Source organism: Neobacillus vireti (genome assembly GCF_001026695.1).
In the GTDB taxonomy this organism is placed as follows: Bacteria; Bacillota; Bacilli; order Bacillales; family Cytobacillaceae; genus Neobacillus; species Neobacillus vireti.
Map to the genome: position 1 here is coordinate 65,258 of NZ_LDNB01000017.1, position 25,787 is coordinate 91,044.

Annotated in this window: 30 protein-coding genes and 1 pseudogene; 21 read left to right on the forward strand and 10 right to left on the reverse strand. The window is 37.0% G+C overall.

Annotated features, from left to right (window positions below):
- The first annotated feature begins 80 nt into the window (after positions 1-80).
- The 6 genes from AA980_RS20505 (at position 81) to AA980_RS20530 (ending at position 6,059) form a co-directional block, all read left to right on the forward strand.
- Positions 81-1,355 carry an L-cysteine desulfidase family protein gene (locus tag AA980_RS20505; protein ID WP_024028210.1) on the forward strand — a complete coding sequence of 425 codons (1,275 nt, stop codon included), beginning with the start codon at positions 81-83 and terminating at the stop codon, positions 1,353-1,355.
- Positions 1,356-1,533: 178 nt separating this feature from the next.
- Positions 1,534-2,697 carry an iron-containing alcohol dehydrogenase gene (locus AA980_RS20510; protein WP_024028209.1) on the forward strand — a complete coding sequence of 388 codons (1,164 nt, stop codon included), beginning with the start codon at positions 1,534-1,536 and terminating at the stop codon, positions 2,695-2,697.
- Between the two features lie 152 nt (positions 2,698-2,849).
- Complete coding sequence (locus tag AA980_RS20515; protein WP_024028208.1) at positions 2,850-4,097, forward strand: aminopeptidase P family protein; 1,248 nt, start codon at positions 2,850-2,852, stop codon at positions 4,095-4,097.
- An 81-nt stretch (positions 4,098-4,178) separates the two neighbouring features.
- The gene (locus tag AA980_RS20520) at positions 4,179-4,739 is read left to right on the forward strand and encodes a class I SAM-dependent methyltransferase (protein ID WP_024028207.1); all 561 of its coding nucleotides are present in this window, start codon (positions 4,179-4,181) and stop codon (positions 4,737-4,739) included.
- Between the two features lie 130 nt (positions 4,740-4,869).
- Complete coding sequence (locus AA980_RS20525) at positions 4,870-5,340, forward strand: hypothetical protein (RefSeq protein WP_024028206.1); 471 nt, start codon at positions 4,870-4,872, stop codon at positions 5,338-5,340.
- A gap of 395 nt (positions 5,341-5,735) precedes the next feature.
- Entirely contained in the window at positions 5,736-6,059 is a 324-nt protein-coding gene (locus AA980_RS20530; RefSeq protein ID WP_024028205.1) for a BC1872 family protein, read from the forward strand.
- Between the two features lie 53 nt (positions 6,060-6,112).
- Here the strand turns inward: AA980_RS20530 and AA980_RS20535 are convergent, their stop codons facing one another.
- On the reverse strand, positions 6,113-7,255 hold the full coding sequence (locus AA980_RS20535; protein ID WP_024028204.1) for a CAP domain-containing protein: 1,143 nt from the start codon (positions 7,253-7,255) through the stop codon (positions 6,113-6,115).
- Positions 7,256-7,429: 174 nt separating this feature from the next.
- Here AA980_RS20535 and AA980_RS20540 point away from each other — a divergent pair, with 174 nt between their 5' ends.
- The 3 genes from AA980_RS20540 (at position 7,430) to AA980_RS20550 (ending at position 10,650) form a co-directional block, all read left to right on the forward strand.
- A complete protein-coding gene (locus tag AA980_RS20540) occupies positions 7,430-8,548 on the forward strand; it encodes an NAD(P)/FAD-dependent oxidoreductase (protein WP_024028203.1) in 1,119 nt (372 codons plus the stop codon).
- 206 nt (positions 8,549-8,754) lie between these two features.
- On the forward strand, positions 8,755-9,801 hold the full coding sequence (locus tag AA980_RS20545) for a threonine aldolase family protein (RefSeq protein WP_024028202.1): 1,047 nt from the start codon (positions 8,755-8,757) through the stop codon (positions 9,799-9,801).
- A gap of 72 nt (positions 9,802-9,873) precedes the next feature.
- The gene (locus AA980_RS20550; protein ID WP_024028201.1) at positions 9,874-10,650 is read left to right on the forward strand and encodes an arylamine N-acetyltransferase family protein; all 777 of its coding nucleotides are present in this window, start codon (positions 9,874-9,876) and stop codon (positions 10,648-10,650) included.
- Between the two features lie 68 nt (positions 10,651-10,718).
- On the opposite strand, the gene AA980_RS20555 is transcribed toward AA980_RS20550, so the two are convergent.
- Both AA980_RS20555 and AA980_RS20560 read right to left on the reverse strand, forming a co-directional pair.
- Positions 10,719-11,270 (reverse strand): DUF2812 domain-containing protein, encoded by a 552-nt coding sequence (locus AA980_RS20555; protein WP_024028200.1) that lies wholly within the window; start codon positions 11,268-11,270, stop codon positions 10,719-10,721.
- Between the two features lie 5 nt (positions 11,271-11,275).
- Entirely contained in the window at positions 11,276-11,599 is a 324-nt protein-coding gene (locus AA980_RS20560) for a PadR family transcriptional regulator (protein WP_024028199.1), read from the reverse strand.
- 238 nt (positions 11,600-11,837) lie between these two features.
- On the opposite strand from AA980_RS20560, the gene AA980_RS27340 reads away from it, so the two are divergent.
- A complete protein-coding gene (locus AA980_RS27340) occupies positions 11,838-11,975 on the forward strand; it encodes a hypothetical protein (protein ID WP_156351179.1) in 138 nt (45 codons plus the stop codon).
- Between the two features lie 245 nt (positions 11,976-12,220).
- Here AA980_RS27340 and AA980_RS20565 read toward each other — a convergent pair whose 3' ends face one another.
- Together AA980_RS20565 and AA980_RS28320 are read right to left on the reverse strand one after the other, a co-directional pair.
- On the reverse strand, positions 12,221-12,580 hold the full coding sequence (locus AA980_RS20565; protein WP_024028198.1) for a Lin0512 family protein: 360 nt from the start codon (positions 12,578-12,580) through the stop codon (positions 12,221-12,223).
- 565 nt (positions 12,581-13,145) lie between these two features.
- Complete coding sequence (locus AA980_RS28320; protein WP_152681198.1) at positions 13,146-13,268, reverse strand: hypothetical protein; 123 nt, start codon at positions 13,266-13,268, stop codon at positions 13,146-13,148.
- Between the two features lie 165 nt (positions 13,269-13,433).
- Between AA980_RS28320 and AA980_RS20570 the strand changes: the two genes are divergently transcribed.
- Positions 13,434-14,144 carry a potassium channel family protein gene (locus AA980_RS20570; protein WP_024028196.1) on the forward strand — a complete coding sequence of 237 codons (711 nt, stop codon included), beginning with the start codon at positions 13,434-13,436 and terminating at the stop codon, positions 14,142-14,144.
- Between the two features lie 82 nt (positions 14,145-14,226).
- Here the strand turns inward: AA980_RS20570 and AA980_RS20575 are convergent, their stop codons facing one another.
- Positions 14,227-14,418, reverse strand: coding sequence for a glutaredoxin family protein (locus AA980_RS20575; protein WP_330217803.1), 192 nt, complete (start codon positions 14,416-14,418; stop codon positions 14,227-14,229).
- A gap of 186 nt (positions 14,419-14,604) precedes the next feature.
- On the opposite strand from AA980_RS20575, the gene AA980_RS20580 reads away from it, so the two are divergent.
- On the forward strand, positions 14,605-15,609 hold the full coding sequence (locus tag AA980_RS20580; RefSeq protein WP_024028194.1) for a DUF3231 family protein: 1,005 nt from the start codon (positions 14,605-14,607) through the stop codon (positions 15,607-15,609).
- Between the two features lie 137 nt (positions 15,610-15,746).
- Here AA980_RS20580 and AA980_RS28085 read toward each other — a convergent pair whose 3' ends face one another.
- On the reverse strand, positions 15,747-15,872 hold the full coding sequence (locus tag AA980_RS28085) for a hypothetical protein (RefSeq protein ID WP_268926636.1): 126 nt from the start codon (positions 15,870-15,872) through the stop codon (positions 15,747-15,749).
- 233 nt (positions 15,873-16,105) lie between these two features.
- On the opposite strand from AA980_RS28085, the gene AA980_RS20585 reads away from it, so the two are divergent.
- The 9 genes from AA980_RS20585 (at position 16,106) to AA980_RS20625 (ending at position 22,849) form a co-directional block, all read left to right on the forward strand.
- The gene (locus tag AA980_RS20585; protein WP_024028193.1) at positions 16,106-16,453 is read left to right on the forward strand and encodes a hypothetical protein; all 348 of its coding nucleotides are present in this window, start codon (positions 16,106-16,108) and stop codon (positions 16,451-16,453) included.
- Between the two features lie 110 nt (positions 16,454-16,563).
- Positions 16,564-17,433, forward strand: coding sequence for an SDR family oxidoreductase (locus AA980_RS20590; RefSeq protein ID WP_024028192.1), 870 nt, complete (start codon positions 16,564-16,566; stop codon positions 17,431-17,433).
- A gap of 449 nt (positions 17,434-17,882) precedes the next feature.
- Positions 17,883-18,887: an ATP-binding protein gene (locus AA980_RS20595; RefSeq protein WP_024028191.1), complete on the forward strand. Its 1,005-nt coding sequence runs from the start codon at positions 17,883-17,885 to the stop codon at positions 18,885-18,887.
- Positions 18,888-19,358: 471 nt separating this feature from the next.
- The gene (locus AA980_RS20600) at positions 19,359-19,868 is read left to right on the forward strand and encodes a DoxX family membrane protein (protein ID WP_024028190.1); all 510 of its coding nucleotides are present in this window, start codon (positions 19,359-19,361) and stop codon (positions 19,866-19,868) included.
- 277 nt (positions 19,869-20,145) lie between these two features.
- Positions 20,146-21,021, forward strand: a complete 876-nt coding sequence (locus AA980_RS20605; protein ID WP_034723850.1) for an aldose 1-epimerase family protein — start codon at positions 20,146-20,148, stop codon at positions 21,019-21,021.
- Positions 21,022-21,207: 186 nt separating this feature from the next.
- Positions 21,208-21,603, forward strand: a complete 396-nt coding sequence (spxA, locus tag AA980_RS20610; protein WP_024028188.1) for a transcriptional regulator SpxA — start codon at positions 21,208-21,210, stop codon at positions 21,601-21,603.
- An 87-nt stretch (positions 21,604-21,690) separates the two neighbouring features.
- Positions 21,691-21,825 carry a BA3454 family stress response protein gene (locus AA980_RS20615; RefSeq protein ID WP_024028187.1) on the forward strand — a complete coding sequence of 45 codons (135 nt, stop codon included), beginning with the start codon at positions 21,691-21,693 and terminating at the stop codon, positions 21,823-21,825.
- A 154-nt stretch (positions 21,826-21,979) separates the two neighbouring features.
- The gene (locus AA980_RS20620; protein ID WP_024028186.1) at positions 21,980-22,393 is read left to right on the forward strand and encodes an RrF2 family transcriptional regulator; all 414 of its coding nucleotides are present in this window, start codon (positions 21,980-21,982) and stop codon (positions 22,391-22,393) included.
- A gap of 114 nt (positions 22,394-22,507) precedes the next feature.
- Entirely contained in the window at positions 22,508-22,849 is a 342-nt protein-coding gene (locus AA980_RS20625; protein WP_024028185.1) for an IDEAL domain-containing protein, read from the forward strand.
- A gap of 108 nt (positions 22,850-22,957) precedes the next feature.
- On the opposite strand, the gene AA980_RS20630 is transcribed toward AA980_RS20625, so the two are convergent.
- From AA980_RS20630 to AA980_RS20640, 3 genes and pseudogenes are all read right to left on the reverse strand, one after another.
- Complete coding sequence (locus tag AA980_RS20630) at positions 22,958-23,356, reverse strand: nuclear transport factor 2 family protein (protein ID WP_024028184.1); 399 nt, start codon at positions 23,354-23,356, stop codon at positions 22,958-22,960.
- Between the two features lie 86 nt (positions 23,357-23,442).
- Positions 23,443-23,664 (reverse strand): annotated as a pseudogene (locus AA980_RS20635) (VOC family protein); the annotation flags it as partial.
- 641 nt (positions 23,665-24,305) lie between these two features.
- A complete protein-coding gene (locus tag AA980_RS20640; RefSeq protein ID WP_024028182.1) occupies positions 24,306-25,361 on the reverse strand; it encodes an AI-2E family transporter in 1,056 nt (351 codons plus the stop codon).
- Between the last annotated feature and the right edge of the window lie 426 nt (positions 25,362-25,787).

Sequence of the window (25,787 nt, forward strand, 5' to 3'; positions counted from 1 at the left end):
TAATAGGAAGAAAATAACTGAGGACCTTTGGTGTTATTGTGATAAAATGTTAGAAAAGTTATTTTTACCAGGGGGGCAAAATGGGAAAACATAAAATATTAACTGTTTTGGAGAAAGAATTAGTTGTTGCCCTTGGCTGCACTGAACCAGTAGCTATTTGCTTAGCTGCCGCAACGGCAAAGAGCTATGTAAATGGACAAATACAATCAATAACGGTAAAAGCTAGTGGAAATATCATTAAAAATGCAAAATCCGTTGGGATTCCCGGCATGTCAGCTAAGGGTCTAGAATTCGCGGCTGCCCTCGGAGCGGCAGCTGGAGACCCGGAAAAGAAATTGGAGATATTAGATGGGCTCACAATGGAGGATCAGCAGTCGGCATTAACGTTAATTGAGGCGGGGAAGGTAACTGCCGGCCAAGCGGATTCACCAAAAAGACTTTATATTGAAGTCATTGTGGAAACAGATCAGAAGACTGCAAAAGTAGTGATCTCGGATAATCATAGCAATATCACTTTAATCGAGGTAGACGGTAAAGCAGTGTACCTGGGCGGATGTGAAAATATCGGAATCCAAACAGATGAAGAGGAATTAGAAGCACTTACAATTGATGAAATCTATGAGTGGGCTTTAACGGCGGATCTTAACGACTTAACGCTTATAAAAAAGAGTATCGAATTAAATAAAAGGATTGGCTTAGAAGGGCTTTCTGGTGATTATGGTCTAAATGTTGGGAAAACGATTAAGGAAAATGTAAAAAAAGGAATTCTATCCGATGATTTAGCTACTGTGGCCATGTCACTAGCTGCCGCTGGCTCTGATGCCAGAATGGCTGGTTCGACACTTCCGGTTATGGCGAATACGGGGAGTGGAAATCAGGGTATTGCTGTTACACTTCCTGTTGTTGCCGCGGCAGAAAAGCTGCAAGTATCCGAGGAGAAGATGATCCGCGCGGTTGCCTTAAGTCATCTAATCACGATTCATATCAAATCTAAATTTGGCCGCCTTTCTGCTTTATGCGGTGTTACGGCAGCTGGAATGGGTGCGAGTGGTGCAATTGTTTATTTGCTTGACGGGGGTCTTCAGCAAATTAAAGCAGCAATTCAAAATACAATCGGAAACGTATCCGGTATGATTTGCGATGGGGCTAAGGCAGGTTGTGCCATGAAAGTGTCGACTTGTTCTAATGTCGCTGTCCAATCAGCTTTGTTGGCTCTGAACCACCAAGAAATAAAATCAACCGATGGTTTTATTCACGACGACGTCGAAAAAAGTATCGAAAGCTTCTGCAAACTCGGAAATGAAGGAACGAAGCAAACGGATGATCTTATTTTAAAATTAATGATGGAGAAATAATAGGAGAATATTTAATAGGTATGAACAGAAGTCGGCGGTCCTTAGCCGGCTTTTTTCGTGTTTGAGCAGCTGCAAGAATAGTAAGATAATATAAATTCTCTTGGTTCTATGCTCACAAAGCGTAGTGAATAGTGTTTTTTTTCGAAAAATGGTTTAAGATAGGCATGGGGGTGTTAGTATGCAGGATTTTATTTTTCAAAACAGTACGAAGATTATTTTTGGCAAGCAAAAAGAGCAATTAGTCGGGCAAGAAGCCGTTGTTTACGGAAAAAAACTTCTTCTTCATTACGGTGGGGGCCGCATTAAACAAAGCGGCTTATATGACACGGTTGTGAAGTCATTGCAGGACCAGGGAATTGAAATCATTGAGTTAGGCGGAGTTCAGCCCAATCCTCGAGTAAGTCTAGTTCGAGAAGGTGTTGCCCTTTGCAAGGAGCATGATATCAACTTTATTCTCGCTATAGGCGGCGGGAGTGTAATTGATTCTGCCAAGGCGATTGCAGCCGGAACAAAGTATGACGGGGATGTATGGGACTTCTTTACTGGGAAAGCAGCAATTTCCGAGTGTTTGCCAATTGGTGTTGTGCTGACGATCCCAGCGGCCGGCAGTGAATCGAGTTCAGGCACTGTTATTACAAACGAGGATGGCTGGTATAAGAAATCATCAGGTCATAATACAATGAGGCCACAGTTCGCCATCCTAAATCCGGAGCTTTCATACACATTGCCAGCCTATCAAACTGCCTGCGGTATTACCGATATGATGGCACATATTTTAGAAAGATACTTTACAAATGAAAAAAATGTGGATCTAACTGACCGCTTATGTGAAGCTGCCTTAAGAGCGATTATCCATAATGCTCACACTGTTTTAGAGGAGCCAACAAATTATGATGCAAGAGCTGAGATTATGTGGTCTGGGACAATTGCGCATAATGATTTGTTAGGGACTGGAAGAATTGGAGATTGGGGAAGCCACGATATCGAGCATGAAATAAGCGGTATTTACGATATTGCACATGGAGCCGGTTTAGCCATTATTTTTCCGGCGTGGATGAAGTATGTATATAAACATGACGTCAATCGTTTTGTTCAATTTGCCAACCGAGTATGGAATATCGAAATTGATATGAACAATTTAGAAAAAACCGCATTGGCCGGGATCAAGAAAACAGAAGAATTCTTTAAGTCCATTGGCATGCCGATTACCCTCAAAGAGGCTGAAATTGGTGAAGAACACCTAGAGGAAATGGCTAAAAAGGCAACAGAAAACGGACCATTAGGCAACTTTATCAAGTTATATGAGACCGATGTCTATCAAATATATCGATTAGCAAAATAAAAATCTAAAAAGCCTCGGATACATGAATTTGCATGTAGCGAGGTTTTTTGGTAATCAATCGCTTGATAATAAATAATTAATAATATTTCGAGTATTAATAGTATAGTATAGTTAAACCAGTAACTTAAAATATTTAGAAGCGAGGTAATGAAATGTGTAAGGATTTTTACGAAAATAATCGAAATCGTTTATATGAGAAGCTTGAAGACCGTTCACTGCTTGTTTTGTTTGCTGGAAAGGCACCGCAAAAATCGGCAGATGAAGCTTACGGATTTGTACCAAATCGAAATTTTTATTACATAACAGGAATTGACGAACCAAATCTTATCTTTTTTGCCCTTAAAACAAAAAATCAAGTAGAAGAATATCTTTTTATCGAAAAATCAGATCCTGTATTAGAAAAATGGATTGGTAAATCTATCTCAAAAGAAGAGGCTGCCGAAGTTTCTGGAATCGGGAATATCCAATTTATCGAACAATTTGAATCTTTGTTGTCGCGAATTCTTTTTACAAATTCGCTCACGAATATTTATTTAGATCTTGAAAGAAGAGAGCTAGATCAAATTACGACGAAGGCACAACAATTTGCAGCTAAAATCCAGGCGAATTACCCATACCTGCAAATGAAAAATGTTTATCCGGAAATTTGTGAACTGCGCGTTTATAAAACACCTGAAGAAATCGAAAAGATCAAAAAGGCAATTGAAATTACCTATAAAGGTATAAAAAACCTTATGAGTCATGCGAAAGCAGCAACGAAAGAATATCAACTTGAGGCTTATTTTGATTTTACACTTAAGTCAGAAGGTGTAAAACATTATGCTTTCCCAACAATTGTCGCAAGCGGTAAAAATGGCACGATTCTTCATTATGACAAAAATGATGCGGCAATTGAGAACGAGAGTCTTGTCCTGCTTGATTTAGGTGCCCAATACAACTATTACAATGCGGATATAAGCTATACCTTTCCTGCAAATGGTACTTTTACTGAAAAACAAAAAACTTTTTACAACATTGTTTTAAAAGCACTAAGGGAAACGACAGCACTGATAAAACCGGGTGTCCCTTTTGCAAAACTGAATGAGCATACAAAGAAAGTGTTAGCCGAAGAGTGCATTAAAGCTGGATTGATTAAGGAAGAAAATGAAATCGGAAATTATTACTATCATGGAGTCAGCCACTTTCTTGGTCTAGATACGCACGATGTTGGCAGCTATAAGGATTTAATCCTACAACCTGGAATGGTGTTAACGATTGAGCCAGGTTTATATATTGAGGAAGAAGGAATCGGAATCCGAATTGAAGATGATGTGTTAGTCACCGACGACGGACACGAGGTACTTTCCAAGGATATAATCCGTTCAGTTGAGGAAATTGAAGCATTTATGAACGAACAATAAGAATGGATGTTAGAGATAAGTGCGGAATTTAGTTATTCCGCACTCTTGAATTCCTTTTATACATATACGAGGAGTGACCAAATGAATCCGAGAATTAAATGGAATCATAAACACAAAGAACGAATTAATCAACTGGAAGAACCTGCACCGAATGACAGATTAAAAACCCTTTGTCCTTATTTGACGGGAGGTCCAGCTCTTGATCTTGCTTGTGGTCTTGGTGGAAACAGCCTGTTCCTGGCACGATTAAACTTTCAAGTACAAGCAATCGATATATCTGATGTGGCTGTCAAATATCTCAATGAAATAGTAGCAAAGCAAAAGCTTGCAATTTATCCCAAATTATGTGATCTTACGGAAATATCCAACCTTCATTTGCAAAAGAATTCTTTTAGGTTGGTTGTCATTACGAATTACCTTGATCGGTCTCTATTTCCGGTTGTTAAGTCAATCGTTAAAGAGGATGGGTATTTCTTCATGGAAACCTTTTATATGTCACCAATGCACGAAAATCAAGGCGTATCTAATCAATATAAACTACAACCAGGAGAGCTACTGGCGGAATTTGGAGAGTGGAAGGTTCTTTTTTATGAGGAAAATGAACCAAAAGGACGGCAAACTATTTTTTGTCAGAAATGTTAGGGTTCCCAAAAAGGTATCAGACATCCTCCGTATTTGACATCTTTTTTCTTTTTCGACAAATATCTTATATTAGTAAGCAGAATCTGATATTTAGTGATATAATAATGGCATTGGAATGGAGGTGAAATAAATGGAGAAGCAGATTTTTACCTTACTACAGAAAATAATTAATAAGCTAGACCGTGTAGAAGGTACTTTGAACGATCACAGCGAAATTTTGAACGATCACAGCAAAATTTTGAACGATCACAGCAGAATTTTAAACGATCACAGCGAAATTTTGAACGATCACAGTGAAATTTTGAAAGAGCACAGCGAAATTTTGAACAATCACAGTAAAATTTTGAACGATCACAGTGGTATCTTAGATGGCCAGGGTGAAACTTTAAAAGAGCATGGTGGAATCTTAAGTGCATTGAGGACAGGGCAAGAATTTCTAAAGGCGGAAATAAGTGAAATGAAACTTCAAAACGCTAAAGATTTTGGCGAAATTAAAGAACAATTAAAGAACCAAGAAGACAGCATCGAAATTTTAAAAGAAGAGACATGGAATAATAAGAAAAGTATCTTACGTGTTCAAAAAACTATGGGCCTTTCCTAGCAACTAATTGACAAATACAAGCAAGTGATAAGAAGTGGGGAAAACAATAGGAACAGTATCCGTGTTAAATGAAGAGAAACTCCTCATATGTATTTCATCCATTATAGCTTCAATTTAAATCCCCATTTAAGCAGCCAGCCAAGCGCTGCAGTGATCAATTATCCATTCCACGTGAGCGACCAATGATCAAAAAGATAAATAACATCTAATATTGACGATTTTAAAGAGCCTAATCTTTTCTTAGATTGGGCTCTTTCCTATATTTCAAAGTTTATATAAAAATTTTAAAAAAAATAATGAAAATTTATCTCATCCTGTTATATGGTTACTATAATATAAAATAACTGTTGTATAACAAAAAAGATGGTAAATGGAATAGTAAAGGAGAAGAAGACATGATAAAAATCGACTCGATTGGACGGAGAATACTTGGTTGGAAGTTAAATAGATGGGATCGATGGTATGATTATGAAAAGAGGATTTTCATTCATGAGTCTGAATTTCAGCCAGAACAAAACCTTGACCATGCAATGCTAATTGTTAAGCGATTGGAAGAATTAGGATTTACTTATTCAATAAAAGGATTTTCCAAGGTTTGCTTTGATGACATTTGTTCAACCGGGGAGACGTTGGCACAAGCAATTTCGAATGCCGCCTACTCAATTGTCGAACTAAGTTCAATTCCTGATCACACAAGAATATGGCAGAAATTATGTTGAAAAAAATAGTGCCAGGAACTTGCAAACAAACGAAAGGTTCCTAGCACTTTTTCTTATTTAGCATAAAAGTTTTCTGTATAGTAGGGCTGTGATTGATCATTAAAGGCAACGCCTACGCCTAAATACTTATATCCATCGCGCAATATATTTTCCCGGTGGCCAAGTGAGTTCATTAAACCTTCATGGGCAAAGATGCTGCTAAATTGTCCATAAGCCAGGTTTTCCCCGGCCAAGTGAAAGATGATATGATCCTCTTTCATTCGGTCAAATGGTGATTGACCTTTACGGTTAGTATGATCAAAATACTGATTGACTGCCATATCCGTGCTATGTTTACGGGCTGTTTCTTTGACATCGTTATCCCATGTTAGGATTGGGAGCCCGTGTTCAACGCGTGAAGCATTCGTTAAATCGAATAACTGGTATTCAAATCCTTCTTTCAAATCCGGACTTGCCTCGGTGTAAAGTTCGCGTTTCTTTTGTTCCGTGTCTTTATTGATCAATTGCATCGCTGTAACCGTATTGTTCTCGTGTTTATCGTAAAAAATAGTTACATAAACGCCATCAAGCAAGAACACATCATTGTCGCTATTTTCCTGTAATTGATAGATCATCAGACCTTTTTGAATTTTGGTAAGTGGTTCCCCCAAGGTAGCTCGAACACTTTCTTTCGAGCTACCTAACTTAATTCCATTGGCAGACGCTATTAAATCCTGGTTTGTGTAAAGACCTGCTGCTTTATTTTTTTCATCATACATGATCATAAAAAAATCTCGGTAGTTGTCGTGGTAGGCATACCATTTAGCCCCATATTCGTTAAGGGAAGCACGGTTTGCCTGACCTAAATTGTGTTCAATATTTTCAATAGTCTCTCCAAGTTCAACATTATGAATAGAAAAGACTTGCTCAACCGGTGTTTTTAACGCTAATTTTTCTCTATCTGCCGGTTTTTCCTTTTGTTGTGACTGCGGTAAATCTTTTAACTTAAGATAAAGCTGTTCCCATAATTGTTGAATTTTTCCAGATAAAGTATTAATTGCAGCTAGAACTTCCGGGTTATCTTTGACATCATTTATTTTAGCTTCAACGTGTCCAATTGCCGGTCCGTATTCGGAGTTTTCTATCTTTTGTTTAATAAAAGGTCCAGAAACATATAATATAAACAATAATGCTAGTATTGAAAAAAAACGCATCATAATCGTTTCCTCCATTTCTATTAGAATTGTAACCAATCTAGTTAAAATGTATAAGCAATTTGCTTATGATGAATATAAAAAGAGCTGATGAGTCATTTTTTTCGCGAAGAAAATTGGTTTATTATATGATGAAGTTGAAAAGAGGAGTCTATTATACATGGGAATAGGTGTACTATGCAAAAAATAATCATTATTGGAGCAGGAATTCTCGGTGCATCAACGGCCTATCATCTTGCAAAACAAAATGCTGAGGTATTCTTAGTGGATCGCGAGGACACAGGACAGGCAACAGACGCAGCAGCCGGGATTGTTTGTCCATGGCTTTCGCAGCGGCGCAATCAAGCGTGGTACAGGTTAGCAAAAGGCGGGGCTCGTTACTATCCGGAATTAATTGCGCAATTAGAAGCAAACGGAGAACAAGATACAGGTTATAAGCGGGTAGGGGCGTTAAGCCTTCACACTGATATTCATAAACTAGAACAAATGGCGAAACGAGCACAAAAACGCCGGGAGGATGCACCTGAAATTGGCGAGATTAAGATTTTATCGCCTTTAGAAACAAAAGAACTTTTTCCACCGTTATCAGAGGAATTTGGTTCGGTTTACGTTAGCGGCGGTGCACGCGTAAATGGAAGGGCTTTATGTAAAGCATTGATTCGCGATTCAATAAAGCAAGGGATTACTTTTCTGAAAGGGAATGCTTCCCTTGTGTTTAGCCAAAATCGTGTTATTGGAATTAAACTTGAGGATAAAACCATGTTTGCTGATCAGGTGATTGTTACAGGAGGGGCATGGGCAAATGAACTTCTCCAGCCTTTAGGTGTTGATTTTTTAATAAAACCGCAAAAAGCGCAAATCGTTCACCTGGAAATACCTGAGACAGATACTGCCTCTTGGCCGGTTGTCATGCCGCCCAATAACCAATATCTGCTCACACTTGACAATGGCCGTGTAATCGTCGGTTCAACACACGAAAACGAAGCCGGGTTTGATCCCCGCGTAACCGCTGGCAGAGTGAATGAGATTTTAGGCAAAGTATTAGAGACTGCTCCTGGTCTTACGAATAGCACTTTTGTTGAAACACGGGTAGGTTTCCGGCCGGTTGCACCGGGTTTTCTTCCAGTGGCAGGAGCTTTGCCAAATTATGACGGGATTTTTATAGCAAATGGATTGGGGGCATCTGGACTAACAAGTGGGCCATATCTCGGCGCAGAACTGGCCAAACTAGTGTTAGGAAAAGAAACAGAAATTGACTTTAGTAGCTATGATGTCGCTGGAGCGCTAAGGGCTTAATATCTTAGAAGAGGTGATAATTTTTATCAATTATTGGTCCACTGCATTCAGAATGGTGGGCTTTTTCCCGTTAAATGACAAAAACTTAAATAATTTACGAACGCAATTTTAAAAAAATGCCGAGAGAATAAAAACAAATATTCAAGCTCGTATAGTAAAATTAGGATTAAGATCCAGAGGTTGCAGTTTTGAAGGGAGCGGGAATAATGAGCGATAAAAATAGTTTACTAGAAGCGTTTAAACAGACAAAATATCAAGTGAATGGCCATGGTGCTAGAAATGTTCAGGTTCTAAAAGATGTATTCAACGACTTGGATGGTCAACTGGAAAGTGAGATGTATGGGAAGGGGAAAATAATTGAAGAATTCCAGGAGAAAATGGCCGCAATTTTAGGAAAAGACTCGGCGGTGTTTTTTCCGAGCGGGACGATGGCCCAGCAAATCGCCCTGCGCATTTGGTGTGATCATAAAGGGATAAAAAAGGTAGCATATCACCCGTTGAGCCATTTGGAGATTCATGAGGAAGATGGGTTAAAAGAATTGCATCAAATAGAATCCATTTTAATGGCAGATAAAAACAGAGTGATTGAATATGAAGACGTGAGGGGAATGGAGGAAGAAGTCGCCTGTCTATTGCTGGAATTGCCGCAACGGGAGATTGGCGGTCAGCTCCCTGAATATAAAACGCTTGAAGCAATCGCCGCTTATTGTAAAGAAAAAGGCATTATATTACATTTGGACGGTGCGCGCCTCTTTGAAATCCTGCCGTATTACGAAAAGTCGGCCGCTGAGATTTGCAGTTTATTTGATAGTGTCTATATTTCTTTTTATAAAGGTATCGGCGGGATTGCTGGAGCCATTCTTGCGGGGGATGAAGCCTTTACTGAGAAATCAAAAGTATGGAAACGACGCCATGGTGGAGATTTAATTAGTTTATATCCTTATTTCCTCAGTGCAGACTATTACTTTGAAAGACGGATTGGCAAAATGAAACAGTACTATGAAGGAGCAAAAGAACTCGCTCAATTCTATAATCAATGTTATGCTGTTTCCACCAAACCACAGGTACCTGTCTCAAATATGTTTCATGTTCATTTTGATGCACCAAAAGAGGAAATGGAACAAATTTTAACAGTAATCTGTCGGGAAACGGGCATCGGATTATCCAGCTATGTAAGAGAAGCGACAAATAATGCTAGTTTTTACGAAGTGAGCGTTGGTGATTTGTATGCGAATCTTCCACATGAACAATGAATCGAAGTGTTTAATCTGCTAGATGAGAAGATGAAAAAACGATAAAAGTGTACGAAAGGTGGAGGTATAGTAATGAAAAAGCTGCATTCACTATTTCATAAAAGAATTGGCATGCCAGAAAACGAAACCATTACCTTTGAAAAATTAGCTGACGTTCTTGAAAGGACAGCACAAACGATTCCATTCGAAAATTTAACGATTATTGAAAACAAAACCCGTGATATCACAAGAGAAAACTTGATAAACAAAATGTTAGAAAATAATGAAGGAGGACTTTGTTACGAATTAAATCCACTTTTCTATTTCTACCTGATAGAAAATGGCTTTAACGCAGCCTTAGCAACCGGGGTTGTATACAATCATGCTGCCCAAAACTATACAAAACTTGGAAGAACGCATGTAACGATTCTGATAAGACACGAGGAGCAAACATATTTGATTGATACAGGTTTTGGCAGCAATTTACCATTAAAGCCTGTTCCATTATCAGGTGAAACCATAGTATCTTATAATGGAGAATTTAGAATTAAGAAAGTAAATACTGAACATGGTGATTATGTCCTGGAAATGAGATTGAAGCATAAAGATACAAATTGGAAAATCGGCTATGCTTTTGATTCAAGGAAATCGATTACAAATATGCAGAATTTGTATGAAATCCAAACAATTATCAAGGAACACCCAGTGTCTTCATTTAACAAAAATCCATTAATGACCCGGCTGACCGAAAAGGGAAATATCACATTAACAAATACCACTTTTACACAATGGGCTGATGGAATGGTCTCAAAGGAGACCATTGATGAGGCGAAATTCAAAGAGCTGGCAAAACACCATTTTGGGATGTAAATACAATACAATTACCAAAAAGCGCCAGGGTCCATCGGAAAAATTGTATGGTGCCTGGCACTTTTTTCTTATTCTCTTATTTTCTTTTCATTTTCCAATCTATCAATTTTCTTTCGTAAAGGTATGACCAAAAATAAGAGAAGCAGTCCAACTAATGAAAATGAGACAATTGATAGATAGCTATTAATTGGTGGTCTGCCTGCGGAAGAGATCAAATTGCCCAAAAATAAATTGAGCAGTCCGATAAACATGTTTAATCCGATTACAAACCAGAATAATAGCATGATTCGCTTATAGTGCCTTAATTTGGAATCATTGTCGGAATAGATAGTAAATTCACCATCTGCCGCTTTTTTTCTGAAATAAACCCACCGATGATAAGAGGTTACAAGTTCTGCGCCCATTTCCTCCATAAATTGAATATACTCCTGACTTTCTAGATGTTCGACTGGGTGTTCTAGCAATTCAATCCTATAAATGTATTCCCCCTTAGGAGCATCCTCAAATACATATTTATTAAAGGAATATTTTGTTAAAGATAGACCGGTTGCTGACATTTCATTTAAAAATTTTTCTTCCTTTTCAAAATCTACAAAGATTTTTCTTATTACATGCTTCATTACAATCAACCTCCAGCAATGTCATCGCCATTTTTAATTAGTTCATTTAGCCGCAATAACTCAAGCTTAATGATCTCTTTTCCCACTTCAGTAATTTGATATTCCTTTTTACGCGATTTTTCTTCAGTTACTGCTACAGGGTGTATCCAGCCTTTTTCCAGTAAAGTATTAATCGCACCATACATAGTGCCTGCTCCAAGTGATACACGTCCATTACTTAATTCTTTAATGTTTTGCATGATGCCATAGCCATGCATCGGCTTATAAAGGGACAATAGAATATAATAAACTGCTTCTGTCAATGCACTGTGTTCCATTTTTTCAGCCATTTACTCACCCCTAAACTATTACGTTTGACGATATATCGTTCGCAGTTATATTATATCGGCTACTGATATAAATATCAACAATTGATTCAATTTTTTTCATTGAGGGTCTAACGGGTTTTTAGATTGATAATCAGGTGAGAAGTTTAAAAAGAAATAATTTGTAAAAATTTAATCACATATTCTAACTTTCATCATATATTAACTTCTGTGTGAGAAATATTAGGAAAGAAGGATGAATATGAATAACATTCAAATCATTACCACAGGGAAAAATGAGTACAAAGATGGAGAAAGTGGCTATAAAATTATTGAATTTAATGTATCAGACCCTGCCGAAAATTTATATGCAGTAGTTACTCCTGTCAAAAAACAATAAAAGAAAAAGAAAAACTATCTTTTTTGTAAGTTACATAGAAAGATAGTTTTTTTCTATTTAAAGTGAGGGGGACAGTCTCCCGGCGGACTAAAGCTTTATCCACCGATAGATTGTCCAATTTTACATTAAAAAACCTCCATTTTATTGATGGAGGCGGGGTGTGTTAATCAGTTCTGGAATATTAGCTGATTCCATAAAGATATCTTTGATAGTTCAATTTAGGGTTTGATCTCGATGGCTCAAAATTAATAGCCAACTTCGACCGACGCAACAACTATGTACATCAGATCATTTTTGTCACCCTTATCCTCGAGGACAATTCCGCTGGTGGTCTTCATTCCTCCATCCATTATTTCCACAGTGACTATCCCATATGGTAAGGCATCTTTGACAGCGTTAATATCGAGTTTTTCTTTATCACAAGGAACTGCAAGCTTCACGTTTACCCTCATATTATCTAAGTTGTTATCAGGGAGCACAGAACGAATACCTGGCATCGAATTATAGTGAATTGCATTTTTTACAGCACGAACTGCGGCAGACGTAATATCTTGACCATGTACATCTATCCCCATCCCGGTTTCTATAAACATTAATTTTTCCATAATAGACTCAACCTTCTTTCGATTTCCTTTTCCACTCTATTTTATCGTATTTAATTATTAATGTTAAATAATCGGAGTAAGGGTTATGTAGGATGAGGAAGGATATAGCGATAAAGGTACGCATATCATTGATAATTTCTCGAGTTTGAATGTCATTCCAATATACAGCATAATACACCGTTTTTTGGGCTTTGTGTGCCCTGGAATTCAATGATAAGCTTAGAACTATGCAAAAGAACACTTCGCCATATGGAAAAAACTGAAAGGAATGATTTGTTATCGATCATTTACAATTAAGTTATACGTGCGAGATGGAAAAAGCGATGCATTGTGCTCATGGTGTAGGTTATGAAGAGTACATGAGACATCATTCAGTAAGAATGAGAGTCGAAAAAAGTCGTGAAAAGGATTATAATTTGTGTCGCAGAATGGTTGCTGATTTAGACCGTCTTGTTCATTATAATAATCGCTTAACGACATGAATAAAAAGGGAAACCAATGACTGGTTTCCCTTTTTATCATACTTTAACCCTTAAAATCTGGGCCAACTTCGCTTGATCAAACCCTAGGATAACTTCTTCGCTTTTTTGTCTTTGATTATGGTTGCTGGCGTAGCAGCTGCAACTAGTTCAATATGTTCTTGCAGATATTGATCGTCTTTTCGTATGTCTCTTTCTTCAAACTCAATCCCATTTTCTTTTAACCATTTCCTCGAAAAACTATAAAAATTATGGAATTATGATACTATCAAATTATATTAATTAACAAGTATTATGCTGCATCGGACCAAAGTTTTTACGCACCAGGGGGCTGACCTCATTTTCAGTGAAACAAGAGTTAGAAGGTGAAAAAGTTGCAAAGAAAGATTGGTTTTATTTATGAATTAATTTTAGCAGGAATAATTATTTATTCGTTAATGGTTGATTTGCCCAAAAGAGAAGATTTTGTTTTAGGCTGGATGGTGTGGGGGCTTTTTGCCGCTGATTATGTGATTCGTTTTTTCCTAAGCAAGCGTAAATGGGAATTTGTCAAAAGTCACCCGATTGAGCTCCTTGCACTCATCCCTTTCGATCATCTATTTAGAACCATCCGTTTAATTCGCTTAGTTCGCTTAGTTAGGCTCATTCTCGTAGTAAAAAGAAATAATTCGATTTTAGATCTATTGATTGAAAAATATCGCTTAGATAAATTATTTGTAACAGTTATTGCTTTATTATTTATAACTGCGATTCCTATGACATGGATAGAACCAAGTTTTCATAGCTATGGAGATGCTTTATGGTGGACAGTGGTAACGACAACAACCGTTGGCTATGGAGATTTATATCCTGAAACAAATGTCGGGCGGATAATTGCTAGTATACTTATGTTTGTTGGGATCGGGTTAATTGGGGTCGTAACCGGAACGGTGGCTTCGATATTTTCTAATAAAAAAGGGGACTTGCCTGAACGATTGAAATACGTAAGGGATAAGATTGATGATTATCCGTCGCTTACGGAACCAGAGCTTCTCGTCATGATTGAACAATTGAAAGCTTACCAAAAAGAACAAAGCAAAGAATGAAACCCTATGATGGTGAAATATATAACTTGATTTTCAGGAAAAAAGCGGTCGAATGAATATCATAGTGACCGCTTTTTATACTTTATATCCCTAAGATCTGGGCCAATTTCGCTTGATCAAACCCTAGGATAACTTCTTCGCTATTTTCGTCTTTGATAATGGTTGCTGGCGTAGCAGCTGCACCTAGTTCAATAAGTTCTTGCAGATATTGATCGTCTTTTCGTATGTCTCTTTCTTCAAACTCAATCCCATTTTCTTTTAACCTTTTCCTCATGACATGGCGGGCACGTCACTTGTGAATAAATAATCACTTTTTTCATTAAATTACCTCCACTTCATTAATGTTATTGTACAATGAATCCTGGTTTCATGGGTACAATTAAATACTTTAGATTAATATTTTGTTAAGTAGTTGGTGATATTATTTTTAGATGTATTTATTGTGTAGGAGGGCGTTCAGGTGAAAGAAAAAGAAAATATTCGTTTAACGGCTGGTGAAATGTCTGCATTATGGACTCAATATATTAACGATACATTAGCTACTTGTGTGAACAGCTATTTTTTAGAAAAAGTAGAAGATGAAGAAGTGCGTCCAGTTGTGGAATGGGTGCTGGATACAGCCAAAGAGAATATTTCTATTATGCAGGAACTGTTTAGGAGGAATGACTTTCCGATACCTATAGGTTTTACTGAACAAGATGTAAATCCACAAGCCCCAAGACTTTTCTCCGATACATTTTTCTTAATGTATTTACGACATATGTCAAATATTGCAATGGCAGCAAGCAGCGCAGCACTTGGATTGGTAACACGACCAGATGTGGTTGATTTTCATAAGCGTATTTTACAAAAGGCAGTCAGATTGCAGGATAGGACACGCGATTTAATGTTAAAACAAGGGACTTATGTAAGACCACCATATATATCTACTCCTGATAAGGTAGGTTTTGTAGAAAAACAACATTTCCTTGCCGGATTTTTTGGGAATAAGAGGACACTTTCTTCAGTCGAAGTTTCTAATTTGTTTTTAAATGTTCAATCGAATGCCGTTGGAAAAGTCTTAATAACCGGATTTGCTCAAACTGCACAAGATGGGGAAGTAAGAGAATTTTTCAATAAAGGAAAACAGCTTTCCCAAAAATATATTGATGTTTTTAGCTCTTTTTTAATAAAAGATAACCTGCCTGCTCCTATGAGTTGGGATTCGGCTGTTTCAAACACAACCCGAGGTATTTTTTCCGATAAATTAATGATGTACCATGTTTCAGCCATGATTGCCACAGGAATTGGCAATTTTGGAATGGGAATCGCAGCAAGCCCAAGAAGAGACTTAGGATTAAAATATGCATCTTTAATTCCGGAAATTTCGCTATATGCCGAAGATGGAGCCAAGATTATGATTAAGCATGGATGGTTAGAAGAGCCGCCACTGGCAGATGACCGTGATCAATTAATAAAGAGTTAATACGATGAATGAAAAAGTAAGAACGAAGACTATATTCTGAAAATGAAATTGAAACAAAATAATACAGCTTGGAAAATTGCATAATCAGGTGCCAGTCCCCCAGCGCTTATACTTTGCAAAGTGGTGGGGGACTGGCTTTATTTAGTAGAAAAGACCTTATGAGATTCTGAATATTTGGTTCGGTTTTCCAATATCGCTAATCGAATTAGCTTTACTTTTATTTCTTTACTTAAAGAAAGCCATTCAGGTTTATTAATTTTCATGATACATCCCTCCATTAACTTTTTGTTCGTTTAAAGAGAGCCATAAAAAACATGTTAATACATCTTGATCTAGAACTAAATTTTCATCTTTCTACTATTCGTATACCCAATTTTTTCAAATTCGTAAACCTATTATTCTATTCTATTTTCTTTTATCATTCTACATATTTTTTGAAAATGGTTAAAACCCTTAAAGTTGTGGTAAACATACAAAAAGATAGGAGATGAATCGAATGGGTGAACAAAAACAAAGTTATTATATTAATATTCAATCTCACGATATTCTCAGGGACCCTTTCGAAGGAGAATGGGATGTTAAAATTGAAGCAACAGAATCCCAACTAGCTGTTCTGGAACGACTTTTTGATCAAAACGACGAAACGGACTGGGAAAGCTTTTTTCGTGCACAATTTCCTTTTCTTGAATACCATCATCAGCCTGAAAATATGGAATATGACCAGCAAATGCTGCTGATCTATACCATGCTATTTTACCTAGGGGATGAAAAAACCCGTGCACATATTAGACAAATGGGAATCTTAAATGAAGATATTGTAAACCAACAAAAGGACAGATTTTAAACTTGCGGCATCTTGAGATGAGATAGTTATTTTGAAATTGCAATTGGTTTATTAACCTACACAAAGGGTATTACCCTTGCTATCACCCATCTATAGGAGGAAACACAAGCATGAACAATGAAAAATACCCAACTAAATTACCTGCACAAGAACAAAAGCAACAACCTGGAATCGAGAGGGAAATGACGCCAGCTCCTGAGACAATAAATCCAGAATACAAAGGGAGCGGCAAACTAAAAGGCAAGAACGTGATTATAACCGGCGGAGATAGTGGCATAGGACGAGCTGTATCGATTGCGTTTGCAAAAGAAGGAGCCAATATAGCGATTGTTTTCTTAAATGAAAGTCATGATGCGGAAGAAACGAAACACCTGGTCGAGGAAGAACGTGTAAAATGCCTGTTATTGACTGGTGATATTGGTGATGAAACCTTTTGTCAGCAAGCTGTTCAACAAACTGTCGATGAATTTGGCGGGCTTGATATACTGGTGAATAATGCTGGGGAACAACACCCTCAAGAAAGCATCCTTGACATTTCCACGGAGCAGCTGGAGCAAACCTTCCGAACTAATATTTTCTCGATGTTCCATCTGACAAAAGCCGCTTTACCGCATCTTAAGGAAGGCAGTGCCATCATTAATACCTCATCGATTACAGCCTATAAAGGTAATCCAAAGTTAATCGACTATTCTTCAACAAAAGGTGCCATCACATCCTTTACCCGTTCTCTTGCAATTCAGTTAGTAGAGAAGGGAATCAGGGTTAACGGAGTCGCTCCAGGACCTATCTGGACACCACTTATTCCCTCTACTTTTTCGGAAGGAGAAGTAAGTAAATTTGGGCAAAATTCCCCAATGAAGCGGCCAGGACAGCCCGAAGAACTCGCGCCTGCTTATGTATATCTCGCATCCAATATAGATTCTTCCTATGTAACAGGACAAATTCTGCATGTTAATGGGGGAACCATCGTAAATGGCTAAATTCATTGGTATCTTTCCCTTTTTTATTGATTTCCTATTTACTTTTCAGAAGATAAACTAAATCCAAATCGAGAATAATAAAGCTGTTGGTCTACAGAACAGGGTTTACCATTTTTGGTAAACCTCTTTTTTCCGTTAGGTCTGAGTCTTTGTGGTATTTTTGAAAGAAAACAGAAAATCAGTAACCATTTTGAAATTTAATTCTTTAGAATTCAATCGAGAAAAAACTACTAAACTTCGAGTATGTCAAGAGGTGTATATATGATAATATTAGAGTATGGCGAATTATGCCAATCTATGAAATAAAATGTCGAAAAAAATATCAATTGATATATTAGGATTATTAAGAAAATGAAGGTGTGTTATGAACAAATATAAACAAACTTTGGTTAAAAACGTTAGAACGCAGCTTGAGCAATGGTTAAATGAACAAGGGGCTATTAAACATAATGAAATATATAGGTTCCTACATTCTATTGCAGGGACTGCTGCGACAATTGGATTTAGATGTCCAAAGAATGGAAGCAGGAAAACAAACCTATGAAAAAAAATATGTGGATGTAGTCCCGATTCTTTGTAACATTCTTGAGACGTATGAACCTAATAATCGAAATCATACGATTCATTTTGAGGCAGAGATTAGAAATACAATCGTTTTTGGAGACAAAGATAAACTATCTCAAGTATTTAATAATTTAATAAGTAATGCGATTAAATATTCCCCTGAGGGTGGAAATATATTTGTTACCATCTATGAAAAGGGTTCCAATTTGAAAATTGCCATAAAAGATGAAGGGCTTGGTATCCCAGCAGATTCCCTCGATAAATTATTTACGGAATTTTACAGAGTAGATAATTCGAATCGGCGGAAAATCGGTGGAACGGGGCTTGGATTAGCGATTGTGAAGGAAATAGTCAAAGCCCATGATGGGGATATTTCTATTCAATCTGTTACGAAAGAAGGCAGTATATTTACAGTAAGTTTTCCACTTGTTTCAGGTATTACTGAAAACACGAAAGAGATGAGATCAGAGCCAGTCCCTGATCAAACAGGGAAAGTAAATGTCATTATCGTGGAAGACGACATTAGCCATGCAAACCTCCTGCTAACTGAATTAGAGGAAAATAGCTTTTACGTAAAGGTATTTTCAAATGGGGAAACGGCGCTAGCGGCAGTCAAAGCAGATCAACCGGATGTCATCGTTCTTGATATTATGCTGGGTGAAAATGCCATGAACGGTTGGGACTTCATTAAACAGGTTAAGGAAATAGAGGAACTAAAAACAATACCAATCTTTATTTCTTCAGCATTAGATGATAAGGAAAAGGGAAAAGCACTCGGCGCAAATGAGTATTTAATAAAGCCAAATCGGCCAAGTAAACTATCAAAAATTATTTTTCAAACATTATTGCTACAGGATCGGACTGGACAAATCCATATTCCGAGTGAGTAATCTCTTTGGGATGTGAGTAAAGAATCGAATGCCAGGCACTATCCATGGGCAAATGAGTCGAAATTGCTGCTGATGAAAGATGAAATCGAGAAAATTTATGATTTGTATTCGTATGGGTGTGCCATTTTCGGTACACCTTTTTAGTTTACTTCAGATTGTAAGACAATTTCATAAATAAATAGAAGGAGTTACTGTGAAAAAATATTTGAAAATCGGAGGAATTGATTATTTGAACGTTTGTCTTAATCATTATTGGATCAGGTTTTGTGTGTGAACTTTGCGAAGTGGATAGTAAAATGTTCAAAATGGGCAATTTTTTAAACTGTGAATTAGTCAATTAGTCTTGTTCAATTTTCCGTCAAAACATTTCAAACAAACTGTGAACTTATCACTATAGCCATGTTAGTAAAGTGAAGAATGGAATATAGTGTAACTATAAAGAACAAATAAATTTGAAGGGCGGAAAACAATATGTTTAACAAATTTTTAAGAGAAAAGAAAACCTCTGCTGCTATCTTAACAATCATTCGTTTATATCTTGGCTATTCTTGGTTTACTGCAGGTCTTCATAAATTAACTGGTGGCTTCGATGCTGCAGGATTTCTAAAAGGAGTAACCGCAAATCCCGTTAAAGGTCCAGATGGTGCTATAGTTTATGGCTGGTATGTTGAATTCTTAAATAGCTTTGCTCTACCAAATGTGGATGTGTTCAACTTTATCGTCCCTTGGGGCGAAACGTTAATTGGCCTAGGACTTCTCCTTGGATGCCTAACTACAACAGCGATGTTCTTTGGCTTAGTAATGAACTTTTCATTCTTCATGGCCGGTACCGTATCTCACAACCCGACAGATATTTTCTTAGGCTTTATCATCCTCACTGCTGGATATAACGCAGGCAGAATCGGCTTAGACCGCTGGGTGGTTCCTTTCATTCGCAAAGCGGCTAAGACCAAAAATGTGCAAAATAAAGTAGTTGCTTAACTAGAAGTAATAAAAAAGACGATTCGGGCTCCGAATCGTCTTTTTTGTAGTCACTCAGTGAACAGGAAATTGGATAGTATATAGTTTAGGAATTGGAACGGTGTTTACCTTGTTTGCGGGAGTAACGGAACCAATTTTTACCCTGAAAGCAGTGTAAAGCCCCTGCAAATGGTGCCTGACCCCAATGTAAATGGTGCAAATTTGCCTTTGTTTTGAAATAGCAGCACTTTCGGTATAATAAAAGGAAACAATACAGACCAGAGATGAGGGAGACCAGATGATGATTGTTATTGAAAATGATTGGTTGAAGGTGGAAATTAGTCCCCTTGGGGCAGAAGTCCGCAAAGTTAAGCACAAGAAAAATGGGCTGGACTATATGTGGACGGGAGATCCTGCCTATTGGGGACGTGTCTCACCCGTGTTATTTCCGATTGTAGGACGTTTAAAGGAAGACCGCTATAAACTTGAGGGTGAGACCTACGAAATGTCACAACATGGTTTTTTGCGTGATGTGGAATTTGAGGTGGATGGTCAGTCTCAAGCAGACGTTTCTTTTCGTTTCGAGTCTGGCGGACGTTTCGGCCATGTTTATCCTTACGAGTTTATAGCGATAATTCGTTATACACTCAATGAGGACCTACTCACTGTTCATTGGGAAATCGTAAATAAAAACAGGGATGAGATGTATTTTTCTATTGGTGCCCATCCCGCATTTAGGATTCCACTCATAGAAAAGGAAACAATAGGGGACTATAATTTGCATTTGATTCCTATTGCAAATAAGAATGTGATGGAATATGTGATAGAGAATTCTCTGATTCGCGAGAAAGGAACTGCCAATGATCTAGTATCGATTCCACTCACAGACTCACTATTTGCGCAAGATGCACTTATTTATAACAATATTGATCAAGTTACACTTTCATCGAATAAGTCGAATCATGGTGTAGAAGTAAGGTTTGAAGGATTTCCGTTCGTTGGAATTTGGTCGAAATACACAGATGGTAAGATGGCTCCGTTTGTTTGCATTGAACCGTGGCACGGCATTGCTGATACATACGATACAAATGGAAACTTGAAAGAGAAATTTGGAATCAATAAGATTGAACCAAGAGAAGCATTCAGGGCAGAGTATAAAATGAGATTTATATGAGCCGTATAAAAACCGGCAGACACTGTCTGCCGGAGTCATTATCGTTTTGCTAAGAGTGAATGATCAAACCAAAACTTTACAATTGACAAAATGTACTGTAACGAATAAAATTACAGTATGATAACTGTAAGTCTTTTTATTACACTTAAATAAACTTGCCAAATACACTAAGGAGTGTGTAAAAGTATGGTGACTGTCTATACAACAACAAGTTGTGCTTCATGCCGAAAAGCAAAAGCTTGGCTTGAAGAGCATCAAATTGACTATATGGAAAGAAACATAGTATCTAATCCTCTTACAGTTGATGAAATTAAATCGATTCTTCGCTTGACAGAAGAGGGGACTAGTGAAATTATTTCAACAAATTCAAAGGCGTTCCAAGAATTAAACGTAAATATTGAATCTCTTCCGCTTAATGAATTGTATAAATTAATCATGGAGCATCCCAAAATGGTACGCCGGCCAATTATCCTGGACGAAAAGAGATTACAAGTTGGATATAACGAGGACGAAATACGTAGTTTTCTGCCCCGTAGGATCCGAAACTTTTTGTACACCGAATTGCAAAAAGCGGCAAATTAATATGAAAATATAAGGAAAAATGCTAAGCCTTTAAAAAAACCTTAATATATTTTATTGAAATATGTTGTTTAAAAGGAGGAAAAAATGATGATTGAAGTATTCGTGACAGTAAATTATAAAAATCGAAATTACCATACCAATGTATTAGTGAAAAAAGATATGACATGGGAAAAAATTAACCGGATAGCAGAAAAGCAAGTCAAAAAACAATGGGATATTTAAAAAAACTGCATTGCTACGGACTTAGAAAAGCAAAGTGCTTGACTAGTCAATCTGTAATGATTACTATTACAGTACGTTGATAATTTAAAAAGATGCAGACAATAGATGTAATAGTAAAAAACGTGAGAAGATTTATTACTTAGGAGGCATGCTCATGAATAGTGATTTTACCCTTGCCATTCATAGTTTAACTTTTCTTGCACTACAGCCGGATCGCATGTCAACTAGCGATTCGATTTCGGAAAGTGCTGGCGTCCATCCGGTTCGCATTCGAAAAGTGTTAAGTTTGTTAAAAAAACATGGATTTATCAAATCAAAAGAGGGAATTGGCGGCGGATTTATTTTTGGGTTAGATCTAAGTGAAGTGAATCTTTGGGATATATATAAAATAACCTCAGAAGGTGCACTAAAGCCTAAATGTCCTGAATCCAATGAAAACTGTATTGTCGGGGCGAATATGCAAAAAGTCTTATGCAGCATTTTCTTTGGTGCGGAAGAGCATATGGGAGAATATTTAAAGGATTATACAATTAAAGAAGTAGTTGACCTTGTTAAAAAGAGTCAGTAACTGGATATATGACTGCATAAATCTATAAATAAAATGTAATAAAAAAAATTACAGATCAATGAAAGCTAGCGTAATCTATGATGAAACAAAAAAATTAAGAAGGTGAAAAAAACCATGTTCTCCAACAATAATACGATTTTAAAAACAGGTGATTGGATTAAGGCAGAATCACGGGATGGCGAATTAATAATTGGTTATGTTGAATCGCTGTCACCGGATACACTAGAAGGAGTAGTGAAGGTAACCGTTGTTACAAGTGACCTTAATCAAACGATTGGAAAAACAATACCTATTCTAAGTAAACGGGTGAAAAAACTGCCTGTTTCCAATGTAACCAACAAGGCACAAATTGAATTCCTCCTGGACTTGGCATTATCAACAGGGGATAAGGAATGGTTTTTGGCGCTTTCTTCGGAGTTAAACGCAATGAAGCAGCTTGTAAATGGAGTCCAATAAAATACACAAAGAATTTCGTTTAGTTGAACTAAAGGTGCATTTATCCAGTAACGAATGAATGCACCTTTTTATATAACCGTGTTATAGCAGCATATCCATTTAACAATGTTAGAACATGCTGTTCTCATTAGGGGAATTCTCTGGTATGGATTGTCCGATATCCCACAATTCAACGATTTGGTTATTTTGGAAGCGGAAGATATGTACAACAGCTGCTCCAAGATCTTCGGGATTTTGCTTTACATGGGAGTGAACCACAACCGTATCTCTCTCTTGAATAGCAAGTTTGACCCTAAATATTTTATTAGGGTTGATAGCTGCATTCTCTTCCATTGCAAGCAAGAGTGATTCTGCATCACCAGGGAAATGGGGGTTGTGGTGACGAAAGTCAGGACCAATGTATGTCTGGTATGCTTCACGAACTTTCCCTGATGCTACGATTTGTAGAAAAGACACAGCTTTCTCTTTGAGTGGGAGGTTCGTTGTAAACTCCTGTTCCATGCCCATTTCAATCATCCTTTCCTTTCAAGAATTATCCTGGTTAGAAATAAAAGAAGTGTACTAACCCCTCATGGCTGTTAGTTACTCTTAACTCATCGATGTTGATCGACAAGAATTTGATTTCCGTCTGGATCTTCAATGACAAAATGTGCTGGTCCTTCATTTGTTTCAACTGCTGCAGTCAGCATGTTTATTCCTTCAGCCTTAAGTTGTTTTTGAATGTCTCGAATGTCCGTAAACGATTCAAGTTTCACAGCATTTTCATTCCAGCCTGGATTAAAGGTCAGAATGTTCTTTTCAAACATTCCTTGGAAACATTATTAATATCTATTTTTTCTCCCGCCAACCATAAAAGAGCGGACCCAGATGAGGAATCAACATGGTTTGATAAATAAGCGGAGAAATTTCTCTTAAATAGGAAATAGCACTAAAAATAGCTCAAATAGACGGAAAAATTCCGACTATTGACTCAAAAAACGTGAAAATGGGTAATTTTGCTTTGCTTAATCGGAAAAACTCCGCTTATATCCCCCAAACTGGGCTCTTCTCGGCGGACTAACCGGAAAATCTCCGCTTATTTTAAAAATCATTGGTTACTAAATTAAGGATAAGACATCATCTTAACATATATATCCAATTATTATGTGTTGAGTAGCATTTTTTGTAAGACAAATTGTATACCAAATTGAAGGTTAAATTGTAGAGGTACAACAGCCATTGTACCCCTACAATTTAGGGTGCATTTTCCAATGCAAATTATGTAATTTCGTCAAAAATTGCTTTACTCCAATAAAAAATGAATGTCAATTTCATATGCAAATTGGCACTCATTTTATCTTACATTTTTAATGTTTGTGATAGAAAACGGTACCATATGATGGAAGGGTTATAAAATGTAGAATAATAAAACATCTCATGCCCTTGAAACTCTGTTTTTTTGCTAATTATTTTCAATTCACCTCAGCTTATAAAAACGAATCACATTTTTAAGGGTTACTTTAACAACCGAGTAGAGTGGAATGGCGATAATGATTCCTACAAATCCATAAATAGCCCCTGAAATTAACAAAATGAAAATGACTGTTAACGGGTGAATATTTAGTTTTTTTCCCATAACTCTTGGTGTAACAAGATTTCCATCTATTTGCTGGGCCACGATTACAACTAAAACGACTTTCAAAACCATAAATGGACTTTGTAAAAGTGCGACAAGGACGGCCGGGACCATTCCAATCACAGGGCCAATAAAGGGAACAATCGTCATACACATGGCGAAAATGGCAAGCAATAGACTATTATTCAGGCCAATAATGCAAAAACCGATATACAGCAGGATTCCATCGGATAATGCGATGATACATTGTCCGATTATATAGGCGGATAAAGTCTTATCTATATCAACAAGAATCAAATTTCCCGCTTCCACATGTTCGACGGGAAGATTTTTTAAGAGAGCGGGCTTAAGTTTCTCGTCATCTCGTAAAAAATAAAAAACAATAAACGGAACAACTGCAAGCACCGTTGCAATACTAGTGATTGTTGATAGGATATTCGTTATATTTTGTTCAACATGATGAAAAAAGGAGTTTGAGAGGGAACTTGCTTTTTCTTCAATCATTCTTAATGAACTGTTTCCAAAGCTATTATGCTTAACCATGTTATGGGACACATTTGATATTTTTTCAACCTTATTTGGAAATTGGTCTGAAAGCTGCTGGACTTGTTGTGCAATCGGTGTACCAGTAAAAAGAACAAAAAGATATCCAGTACCGATGAATAGTAAATAAACCATCAATATACTCCAATTTTTACTGATATATTTGGAGAAAAAGGTTACAAATGGTCTCATTAAATAATAAATGACTCCGGAAATGAGAATCGGAAAAAATATAGTAGCAATGAATTTTTTAAAGGGCCAAACAAAGTAATCAATTTTCCCAAAGAAGAAAATGATTAATAAAATTAACAGGATAGCTGTTGCATATTTAAAAAAAGGTCTCTTGATCCACATACCATCCACCCTAGAAGAAAATATTTATAAAAATACAGGAATTTAATTTGCTGCTAATATTTTTCTATATAACTATCCTCTTTTTGTCCTACATAAACGTATAAAGAAAAATCTCCTAACTATTTCAACAAAATTAAGGCGTTATAAATTTTAGGTCCAAATTCAAAGTCCCCCGGCAAGCTAATGCTTTAACGCACCGAGGACTTAGCCCAATTTCCATTTCCTTCTTTTACTTATTTATCTTCTTTGAAAGAAAATTATTAGAAGAAAGGAAAGTGGTTGAAGATGGCGAAGTTTAGAATGATATGTACTGATTTTTGAAAGCGAATACAAGTGCCACAGGCACTAACCAGAAAACCGGAAGGTGCCTGGCACTTTTTTTATGATAAGAACTGATAGAGCTCTTGCTTAAATTTTTATTAAATA